We start from the raw sequence: 11,637 nt of genomic DNA on the forward strand, positions 1-11,637 counted from the left end.
TTATCTCCCCAACTTTTTTCACTTCAGCCGAGAAAATTTCTTTATTATCAATACAGCTAAAATACAAAATGACTTTCCTATCCTCTTCTGAATATAAAATATCATTTATATATAATGAGTTACTGGTTGAAGACGGCATTTCCATTCCAGGTTCCCTTAAATTCTTTATCTGTCATTTTATAACTGGTTCCTTTCCACGGATCATAGATAGATACATTTCCTTTACTATCAGTGCCCTTAACAACAACCCAATGTCCAATTTTGCTACCTTGATCCCACATCATTGCACTCCATGAACCGGTTTTATTCAAAGCATCATAGGCTTCAAAACCAACAAATCCTCCACTCCAGCTACTTCCACTATTTTTGGCCAAATCTCTAGCTAACTGTTCAGGGCTTTTCAGTCCAGTGCCTATTTGAGTTTGATCAACAAAGATATTCCTGTCTTTCAGCATCATTTCACCGCAAGCACCGCCACAACCTGTTGGTGTTGATTGTTTCACCACATTTGGATCAACTATTTCATCCAGCACATTCCAGTTTCCACCGGCTCCGCCCTTAGGCTCAACGGGCTTAACAATAACTTTTGCCGTTGAGCTTCCGGAAGGGAGAAGCTTCGCTGGTATAAAAGCACCAGATATTATTCCTGCAACATTCTCCAGCGCCTTTTGATCGCCATTGGCCGCCTTAACGGCTGTGGATTTAATACCCTCCCACGCATCGCCATTCATGATGCCATTCAGCACATTCGCCGCTGCTGCATCCTTCTTGGCGATATCACTTTTCGCCTGACTACAGTAACTGTCTCCGGTGGCACAGGCTGCTAACGCCGCCACAACATCAAACGCTGTATCGCCGCCCAGCATCGCCAGATCGCCGGTTTCACTGGCCAGATTAACCAGACCATTGGCGAGTTGGGAAGCAGTGTTTTCACCCAGCTTGTCCCTGATTTGCTTTTTCCACCATTCGGCGCTTTCTTTTACTGACTCCCTGGCCTTATCCCCGGCCAGCGAGTTATTCTCCACCTCCACCTTCGCCGAGTTTGACGCCAGCGCCGCCATGGACAGTTCGCCATCCGTCACCGCTGCGCCTGCCAGTCCGCCCGCTATCGTGACCAGACTGCTGACCAGACGTTTTTCATCCGCCGTCAGTTCGCTGATATCTTTATTGCCATACAGTGCGCTGACCAGACGGTCGGTCATTGTCGATGCGGTGATGGCGCCAACAGCGCCGGCCTTCATGCCATCAGAACCGCTGCCGCCGCTCAGCTGCGTCAGCGCGGCGGCCACAATCCCGTGAAGTGCCGCGCGGATGGCCGGGTCTTTCTGCTCTTTCACCAGCGTGGCGAGCAGGGGAGCCGCGCCTGCGGCAGCGCCCGCCTTCAGGTTGCCGCCGAGCGCACCAGCCAGCAGTCCGGCAGCCGCGCTGCCCTTCGTCCAGTATTCACTCCCCGGACCGTAGTCGGTCCCCTGATAATCAGGATGTGCCTTCAGCGTGGCTTCACGCTCTGCGGCGGTCATGCTGCCGGTAAGCTTACCTTCTGCGGTGAGTTTCGCTTCCAGCGCCGCATTGGCTTCCCGGGCCTTCGTCTCCGCATACCTGCCGTATGCGTCCAGTGCGGAGGTCGCCAGCGCGGCGCCTTCGCTCTGTACCGCAAGGTTATCCTGCACCTTCTGCACGTCGCCGTTCACGTCCACGCCGTGGTGAGCGTTGTCCGTATCCCGGCTCAGGCTGGCGATATCCTGTTTCTGGCTGGCCGGGTCACGGATGATGATGGTGCCGTCGCTGACAGCGGATGAGGTGGTTCCGCTGCTGTTCTCTTCAGCGTGGCCGGTACCGATAGCCGGAACCACGTTACGGTTTTCAGCGTTTCCACTGCCTCCGGCGCTGCCTGAAATCGCCACAGCGTAGCTGTCACCGGAGGTATGGCTTTCGTTACGGATATCCGTCCAGCCGAGCGTTCCCGTATCCAGCCTGTTTTTATCGCTGTCCGCAGTGGAAGCGATAACTGCGCCATCAAGCTGGGTGTGGTTACCAACTGTGATATCGAAGCCATCGTTACCGGCGTAAATACCGCTCTGGTCGGTCACGCTTTTGCCACGCTGGGTGACATTTTCACCTGAGGCGTTCAGGCTGCCAGAGGAGGCGCCATAGCACAGCGGCGGAATGCACAGGCTGAGGCCCGCGCCGGACGACGACTGTTTGCTGTCGTAAGATGCGGTATCCTGAACGCTGCTGATGGTCAGATCCCGTCCGATGTTTGCCACCACGCGATTGCCTTCCAGTTCAGCGCCTTGCAGGGTGGTGTCACGTCCGCTGTTCACCGTAAGCTGTTCTTCAGCATGGATGACGCTGTTCGCGTTGCTTTGCGAGCGGCTGTTTTCTTTCCCCTTTTGCTGCGAGGCCCCCAGCTCAACGCTGATGCCGTTCTGCGAGCCGATCAGGCTTACACCAGCGCCGACGCTGAACTGATTGCCGCTGTTTTTGCTCTCCTGACTGTTCGTGTTCTTCGAGGCTGTGAGCAGAATATCGCGCCCCGCATCAAGCGTTACCTGTTTGCCGTCAATCTGTACGCCCTGACCGACAATATCGTTACCGGCGCTAACGGTGACATTCTCACCCGCGCGAATGGTGGTGCCCTGCGTAACAGTGCTGTGGTATGCACTCTCCTGCGAGGAAGAGCCCGCCGTAACAGATACCTTGCCTTTGATGACGGAGTTGTCAGACAGCGCGCCCTGCGCTGCGGTGGCGCCAGCCTGTCCCGTTCTGATCGCGGTCAGCCGTGGGTCATCGCCGTTTTCAGCGCTGCGGGCAGCCGTTTCCGTCGCTTTAGCGGCATCAACCGCCCAGCCGCCAGCCGCAGCGGTCACGCCGTACTGTGAACTGTTGCTGTGCGCTTCCCCGTCACGGGTATCGCGGCTTACGTCAAACAGCACGCTCTCGCCGCTGAGTGACACCGATTTACCGGCGCTGACATCGGTTCCTGACAGGGAGAGATCGCCCCCGGCCTGCGCAATAATATTGCCGCTTGTACTCGTTAACTGGCTGCGCTGCCCGCTTTCAGTAGCGGCATCATCACGACTGCTGTGTTGCTCCCGGCTGTAACCGGCCGTGGCGCTGTAACCATCGCCACCCAGCGTACCGAGGGTTTTACTGCTGCCGCTGCTCTCATTGTGGGAGGTATCGCGTCCGGCAGTAACGTTGATGTTACCTTTAGTCGCCGACAGTATCAGATCATCCGTGGTGGTGAGCTGGCTACCGCTGATTTTTACGCTGCCTTCACGGCTGTTGATATAAATATCAGAACCCTGAATGACCGACGCATTTTCTGTGGTGCGCGTTCCGCTGCTGTTATCCTGCGAGTGGTTCATCCCGCCCGGCAGCAGCTGGTTGCCGTGCTTACCACTTCCCTGGGTGGCGCGAGTGGCGCTACCGGCGGTCGGCATCTCATTGGTGATGTTCCAGCCGCTGGATTTACTGCTGTTACTGTAGCGCTCGCTGTCGGTCGAGGTGGTGATGTTAACGTCGCGCTTCGCATCCAGGATAGCCGCTTCTCCGGCATTAACCTGGCTCCCGGCGATGAGAATATCCCCGCTGCCGTCACCCTGTTTGCCGGTGGCGGTCATCTGGATATTGCCTGCGGCGGCAAGGCTGCTGCCACTGTTAAACTCGCCCTCGTAGTGTGATTCGGAGGATGACTTGCTGCGGCTTGCGGACACGGCAACCATCTGCCCGGGACCATCAAGGGCAACGGCGGCGCCTTCCGCACTCAGCGATTTCACCTTATTCACGGTGCTGTTGCCGCTGCCGTCTTTTCCACGAACAGTGTCACGCACGTTACGCACGGTATCTTCAAACGGCGTCTTCACGCTGACCGTAATGCCGGAAGATTGACTTTCGTGCTTCACTGATTCAGTCACGGTGTCCCGTCCGGGGATCACGGCAATATCGCTGCCGGTGATATCGATATGCCCGGTGGTACGGGTGGTATCGTCCTGTGCCCGTCCGGCAATCACGTCGGCGGCGCTCAGCGTGACCTGATTTCCGGCGCTGATGATGACGTTACCGCCGGAAGTACCCACCATACTGCGCGCGTCACTCTGGGTGGTTTCCGCGCCCTGGCGGATCGTTTTTGTCGACTGCGAACCAATAGTGACGCCGAGGCCCGAACCACTGCTGAAGATGCCGGATTTTTTCGTCTTCTTCATATCGTAGTGGGTGTCGGTGTTGGTGGCAGCCTCCACCGTTACGTCGTTGCCGGCTTTCAGTACTACATCGCGTTCAGCGGCGACGGATGAACCCTGCACCATCAGATTGTTGCCTGCACTGAGCGTCACGTTTTCACCGGAAAGCTGCGTGCCTTTCTCGCGGGTATGGCTTTCCTCATGGATGGTGTGGGTGGTTTTCTTACTGAACATACCGCCGGAGGTTTTTTTCTTCTCCCGGTACTCGTAGTCGCTTTCGGTAGCGGTCGTCAGGGTGATATCCCGTCCGGCCACCACCGCGGCGTCGCCAGAAGCATACATATCGGTAGCCTGGGCATTCACATCCCGTCCGGCAACGACGGTGACGTTACCGCCAGCGGTGATGTCGGTGCTTTGCTGACGAACGGACTCATTGATCTCTTTTTTCTTCTTCGCCGTGTAGCTATTGCCTTCCGTTGCCGCCTCCGCCAGCAGGTTTATATCCCGTCCGGCCTGAACGACGACATTGTTTTCTGCGGCAATCCCCGCGGCCTGGCTGTTAACGTCATGACCAGCGGCAAGAGTGAGATTTTCCCCGGCAGCGACCGTGGAAACGGCGGCATGACTTTCGTGGCGCTCAGACCTGCCGTTACGATGGTTTTCAGCTTCACGCGCCGCGTTCAGGTTCAGGTCGTTGCCCGCAGAGAGTAGGGCGCTGTTACCTGCGGAGACAGAAGAGGCGGTGACGTTCATATTATTGTCTGCAACCATCACCAGATCTCCGCCTGTGCTGACAGTGCTGCCCTTCGTGGAGACTGATGATGAGCTGTTATCACTGGTATACCAGAAACCGGAGCGACTTTTGCTCTCGCTTATCTGATTCGCCGCAATGTTGATATCATTCCCCGCGGACATTCCCAGAGAATTACCAGACGAGACTTCCGCCCCGGTGATATTAATGTTCTTCCTGGCATCCAGTGAGAGTGAGTCTGTGGCGCTGATGTTCGCCACCGGACCGGTGTCCGTGCCGCTGATATGCACGCTACCATAGCGGCCATTACTGCCCGCATTCCACTGCTGCGTACGGGTAATGTTATTGATGCTGCCGGTGACACTTTCCAGCGCGACGCTTTTGCCACTGATAGCAGAGCCGATATTGTTGATATCGCTTATGGCGCTCAGGTTCAGATTGCCGCCCGCGTTGATCAGCCCCGCGTTCAGGTTGCTGATGCTGTTGGCCGCATCCAGATAAAGGTCGTTCTGTGCGGTCAGCGTGCCGCCGCTGTTGGTGATAGCGCCAGCGGCAAGCTGCACGTTATCGCCGCTGATTACGCTGCCGTTATGGATAGTTACATCCTGCGGCGAGAGATACAGCTTCGGCACCATCACGGTCTGGCCATTAATGGTCGCCGCTTCCCACCACAGAATACTGCCGGACAGACCGGCAACCTGCTCCGCGGTCAGCGCCACGCCGAAGGTGAGTCCAAGACCTTTTTGCTGAGATGCCGCGCTGTCCATCAGGTACTCCATCTGTTCGAGGTCTGAACCGAGCCCGTTGATATAACGTGAACCGGTCTGATTCAGCATCGCATTTGATACATATCGTGTATCGAACGCCGCATCGCCGAGGAAGCGGTATTCTTTCTCTGGCTTCAGGCCAAGACGGTCAAGAAAATAGGATGAGCCGAGAAACTGCTGTTCATCGGTCCAGCGGCTATCCGTTTCACGGGGCGGTTGACCCGGCTTCACCCCGAGCAGATCATACAGGCCGTTAAACAGAGTGCCGTCCAGATCGCCAAGACCATCCAGCTTCGGGTTTACAGTAATCAGATAGGGGCTATCGGGATCGGTTGACGGAACAAAGAAACCATTGTTTCCGGAGGGCAGGGGGTAGCTGCCGCTGTTGCCGTTCTGATTGGAAAGTGACGAACCGTCGGCAATATTCTTCAGTGCACCGGAGACTTCATCAATCCATTGCGGGGAACCGACCATCACAGTGCTTGCGTCCTGCAATGCTGTCTGAGTGAGGCCACCGCTAATGTTCTGCTGACTTAACGTATTCAGCGACGGGGCAGTTATGGTGTTGCTGATTTGCCCTGCATCAGAGATCGTCGTGGTATTGCTGATATTCCGGGTAAAATCAGCAGTAACATTACCGCCCGCCTGAATAACGGCACGGTACAGTGCTCCCTGCTCTGTCTGTGTCTCATGTCCCTGAAGAGTAAAGCGAATACCCTGGGCATATTTCTGATACTTGTTCTCAGAGTTACTTAATCCCCCCTCAGGAATAGCGTACTGAGCATATTTCCCTTCATACCGGTAAACCAAAACATCAGAGGTGACACTATTTTGCCAACTTTGATTGTTCAGTTCCCCTCCCTGAAGTGAGAGGTTGTTTGCACTCAGCATGTTACTGGCCTGGTTCTCAAGCAGGCTGGCCGTGACAGACATATTTCTGCCTGACGCGATACGGGCACTATCACCGTGACTGGAAACCTCTGTGCGGGTTTCATTCAAAACAAACTTTTGTGTCGCATACGCCTCAAAGGGCGCATAGTGATAGGTTGTTTCTGTCCATACGCTGCATCCGCCATCTGCCCCGGCACATCCACCGCCCGCTTCTTTGTACTCTTTGGTGGTGTAATATCCGTAACTTCCGTCAGGAAGCTGTAAATAATGAAGACTGAGAGTGGGCTGTCCAATACCCGCAATGACTGGTTGAGTGGTAGTGGTGGTACTGGCGGATAAACCTTCACGGGTATTCAGCAAATGCCCCGTGTTAATGACAATATCGCCACGCGTAGTCTCAATATTGCCCGAACGGTTAATAACTTCCGTATTCGCCCCTCCCGCCGCATTCTTCTGCATCCACAGGCTATTACCCGCCAGGATATCGCCGTGAAGGTTGTGCAGCCGGTCGGCAAACAGCTTCATATTGTTTCCGGCGTAAATCAGCGCGCTATTAAGCAGCGTGCCTGCGGCGTTCATCGTCAGGTTGCCTGCCGTCCCGGTAAAACCGTTGACGGTGATATTGCTCCGGCTGGTCAGGCTCACATCGCCGCCTGCCTGCAGCGAGCCGGACGCGTTGAGCAGCAGGCTCTGCGCGCTGAAGGCGCTGCTGCCGTTTCCGGTGGTGAGCGTTCCGTTATTAGTGAACGCTCCGCCCGCACTGAGATTAACGCTATTGCCCTGTATGACTTTGCTGTTGGCGATCGCATTTTGCGACGTAATGGAAAGCGTTTTACCAGCGGCCAGCGTGCCGCTGTTGGTGAGCGCGTTAACCAGTTTCAGGGTGGCATCCCCCAGCGCCACTACCTGGCCGCGCCCGCTGAAGTCGCGCATATCCAGCAGCAAACTCCCCGCGCTGTACAGACGACCCGCGTCGCTCTGTGCCAGCGTGTCGCCATTAACGGTGAGAGCGGTCGTTCCCAGCGCCGTTCCGCTGTGGGTGACGTTGCGGTAATTCACCAGCAAATCCGTGCCCTGAAGCGTGCCGCTGTTATTAAGCGAAGCGCCGCGCAGCTCTGCATTACCGGCCGCCAGCAGGCGTCCGCTGTTCACCGCGTTCGCCGCATCCAGCAGTAGGGCGACGGCCTGGATCAGCCCGCCGCTATTGTTCTTCAGTTCCTGCGTGGTCAGCGTGAGTTTACTGCCCGAGAGAATTTTGCCGTCGTTTTCCAGGCGGGTGCCGGACTTCAACGTGGATTCACCGCCGCCCTGGACGGTGCCCTGATTATTTAGCGTCGCTGCTGAAACCTGTAGCGTATCCTGGCTCAGCAGTACGCCATTGGCGCGGTTGCTCAATCCGCTGGCGACGTTCAGCGTCAGCGCTTCGCCCTGGACACGACCGCTGTTGGTCAGTTGCCCTGCGGTGACGGAGGTCGTTTTACCCTGTAGTTGTCCGGCGTTGGCGACGCTGCCCGCGCTGAGTGTCAGAGCGCCTGCGCTCAACAGTTTACCGCCAGACTGATTATTCAGATCCTGATTCAGCGTGACCGCAAGCCCGTCAACGCCGGTGATTTCGCCGCTGTTGGTCAGCGTATCAGAATGTAATGTCAGGTTTTTCGCTATCCACTGCCCGCTGTTCGCAAGCGTCAAAGCAGACAACGCCAGCTCACCGTTTGAGGTGATTTTGCTGCCGGATGTGCCGGTAAGAGTGCTGCCGATCTGCGCATCCAGCAACTCTGCCGCCTGGATCGCGCCGCTGTTGGCGAGCGCCTGCGCATGGACAACGACTTGTTTCCCTTGCCATTGCCCCGCGTTGCGCAGATCGCCGGCAGTAACTGTTAAATCGCCAGCCGTCAGCAGCGAGCCCGAAGATTCATTCACCAGTGAAAGTAGCGGCGCAGCCATCTCGAGTCGGGCGGCGAGCGTCAGCGCAGCGATCCCGGTAAACGTTCCGCCGTTGGTAATACTGTTCTGATGAGCGGTAACACGGTTCCCCTGAATCGTACCGCTGTTGCGAAGCGTCTCCCCGCTAAGCGAAAGATCGCCTGCGGTCAGCAGGCTGCCGCGGTTGTCGGTTGTCCCCGTCGCCAGCGTGGCGTTGCGCTGGCTCATAAGTTCGCCGCTGTTGCCAAGGGTTCCGGCTGCGGAAATATCAAGAGAATCCGTTGCCAGCAGGCTACCGCTATTCTGCCAGTCGTGGGTGTGAACGCTGACGTTCTGCCCCTGAAGCTGGCCGCTGGTGGCTAACGTACTACCGGAAAGCGCCAGATTTCCGCCCGTCAGCGTGCGCGATCCGGCGAGTAAATCCAGCATCCCGGTGGTTAATGACAGAGAAGCATCGCCCTGTAACAGACCGGCGCTGGTGAGATGATCCGCAGTCAGCGTCAGCGTATTACCGGCAATAGTGCCTGCGCTGGACAGCGATTGCGCCGTAATGCGGCTGTCGCTCTGCGCCAGCAGCAGGCCGCCGGTGTGGTTATCCAGCGTAGCGTAATCCAGCGACAGCGCCGCGGCGCTTATCTCCCCGCTGTTCGTCAACTGGTTACCGGCGAGGGTAAGGGCGGCATCGCTGGTAATGATGCCTGCGTTTTTCAGTTCGGGTAGCGTCAGGGACAACGCCGCCGGGCTGTAGAGTACGCCGCTGCTACGGTTATCCAGCAGACGAGTGACCAGCGAAAGCGTCTGTTCAGCGTGCAGCAGACCGCTGTTGACGATCGTGGGGCCGTTGAGCGAAAGCGCGGAGGCCGTGAGCGTACCGCTGTTGCTGAAATTTTCACTTTCAGCGTTCAGCACTGACGCTGAGGATTTCCCGGCGTGGCGCAGGCTACCGCCAGCCTTCAGCGTGAGGCTTTCCCTTGCTGCCTGCGTACCGTCGAGCTGCGCGTTCTGTACCTCCACGCTGACGCTGTTGCCCTGCGTCTGTGCAGCGGCTGTCGTTGCCAGGCTTTTCCCTTTTAACATAACCGCGCCGTTCGCGCTGGTTTCGCCGGCAAGGGTGATGTCGGTACTGTTCAGCGACAGGTTTCCGTCGCTGTGGATAACCGATTTTTCGCTGGCGGTCAGCGACTCAGCCTGAGCGGTAAGCCCCTGTTTTGCCGAGAGCGTGCCGCTGTTGTGAATCTGCGCCGCCTTTAGCGTCAGCGTATCGTCGCCAATCAGCCTGCCCTGATGATTAAGACTGTCGGTGGCGGAAACGTTAATTTTACCTTTTGCGCTCGTCTCACCGGAGAGCGTGGCGTTGCGGGCCGAGATGTCGAGGGTAGTGGCGCTTTTCAGGCTGCCTGTGCTGCTGAGGTCGCTGGCGGCGACCTTCAGGCTGTTACCCTGGACGGCGCCGGTGTTGCTGAATATCCCCGTGTTCAGCGTGGCATCCGTACCGGCGGCCAGCGTGCCGCTGTTATGCAGACTGCCGCTGCTGATGGCAAGAGATTGCCCGGCGACGGTGCTGCCGTTCAGGGTGGCGTCCTCGTGGGCTGAGAGGGTCACGTTTCCGGCGGCGTTCACCGCGCCCGACGTTTGCGTCAGACGCTGCGCGCTAAGCGCGGCGTTCTGTCCGGCGGTCAGTTCACCGCCATTCTGCACAATCTGCCCGGAAGAGGCGAGAGACAAATTTTTATCCGCCGCGAGGCGTGACTGCTCCAGCGTCAGCGCGTTTTTCCCGCTAACCGCGAGAGAGCCGCCAGCCTTGTTATCACCGCTGAGCGTGACGTTTGCTGCGGTGACGGTGGTGTTGCCGCTGGCGAGACTGTTTTTCAGCACCAGCTTACCCGCCGCGTTGAGGGTGATGTCCCCCTGGCGGGCATTCAGGTTCCCCAGGTTGACCCCCACGCCGCTCTCGGTGGAGGTCAGGCGAATACGGTTAGCATACATGCCGCCGAGCGCGGAGGCGTCGATAGCGACCGCTGGCGCCGCGCCTTCGCCCTTAATCGGTTTAATGCTGCCGTCTGCGCCGTAGTGGTTATCCAGCAGCCAGGTCAGCCCACCGCCTGAGGTGGTCAGACCGAGCTTTTGCGCGGCGGCGACAGCGATGGGCTGGTTGACCATAAAGCCCATCGCCACGTTTGTGCCACTGTTGCCCGTCCCGGATATCGCCCCGGTTTCACATTCAAGGCTCAGCCTGAAAGAGGCCTGGCTGCTGGTGCCGGACATCAGCGCACGTCCCGTAATCGGCGGAATTTTTACCACCGCAGGATAATCTTTAACCTTACATAGCGCCCCTCTGACATACGTCACGTCCATGTAGCTGCTCCACGCGCCGGGCCACTCGTCAGGCCAGCCGTAATAGTTAGTGCGGTGATCCATCCCGCCACTGATTTTATCCGTCAGCAGGCCGGGGCCTTTAAAGGCGATATAGCCGCGCGGCTGGGAATAGGTGTCCAGATTCCTTGCATCTGAATAGACGTAATAGGTGATTGCCTTAATCCGTACCATTTCGTACAGCACATTACTGAAGGCGCTGGCGGGAATGTAGATATAGTTTTCATCCTGAAACCAGCTGTCCGCGGTCAGCTTTCGCTGCTTCCAGTAGCGGCTGTAATATTCCCCGGTGCTCAGATTGGTCATCCGTACCGCAACATTACGCTCAACGTCAAAATAGGCGCCCGGAAGCTCCGGTACGTCAAAACCTCCTGTAAAGGCGTTATCACCGTTGGTGGAATAAAGTTCATATAACTTTCCCGCATCCGCAAGATCGCAGCGAAAAAGGACCTGCTGGTTGCCATAGGGGGACTGGACCGCCGCGGTCATAAAGTTGCCCACCGCGCTGGCGAGCACGGTTCCGGGAGGTTGAAACTTATCGTTACCGCTGACGCTGACAACAGAAGGAAGGCCGAGCTTGCCGGTGTTGGTGTCGTAGGCGCCGGTCCAGTTTTTGGCCGTGTAGCCGGCGTTAATCGCCGCGGCGGACAGGTCGGCATTACTGGTCACTTTAATGCAGTTTGCCCATAACGGCGCGTTAAGTAGCAGGCCGGAAATGAGCAAAAGCGTCCGGGGAATATAAAGCATC

Annotated in this window: 1 protein-coding gene; it reads right to left on the reverse strand. The window is 57.3% G+C overall.

The annotated features are described in order from the left end of the window. Nucleotides 1-119: 119 nt before the first annotated feature. Entirely contained in the window at nt 120-11,636 is an 11,517-nt protein-coding gene (stbD, locus tag K7R23_RS11785; RefSeq protein ID WP_012907078.1) for a fimbrial usher protein StbD, read from the reverse strand. Nucleotide 11,637: the final 1 nt, after the last annotated feature.

Source organism: Citrobacter rodentium NBRC 105723 = DSM 16636 (genome assembly GCF_021278985.1).
Taxonomy (GTDB): Bacteria; Pseudomonadota; Gammaproteobacteria; order Enterobacterales; family Enterobacteriaceae; genus Citrobacter_A; species Citrobacter_A rodentium.

Excerpts from the sequence above, each read along its gene's own strand:
- stbD (WP_012907078.1), bottom strand. The coding sequence starts at position 11,636 with ATGCTTTATATTCCCCGGACGCTTTTGCTCATTTCCGGCCTGCTACTT.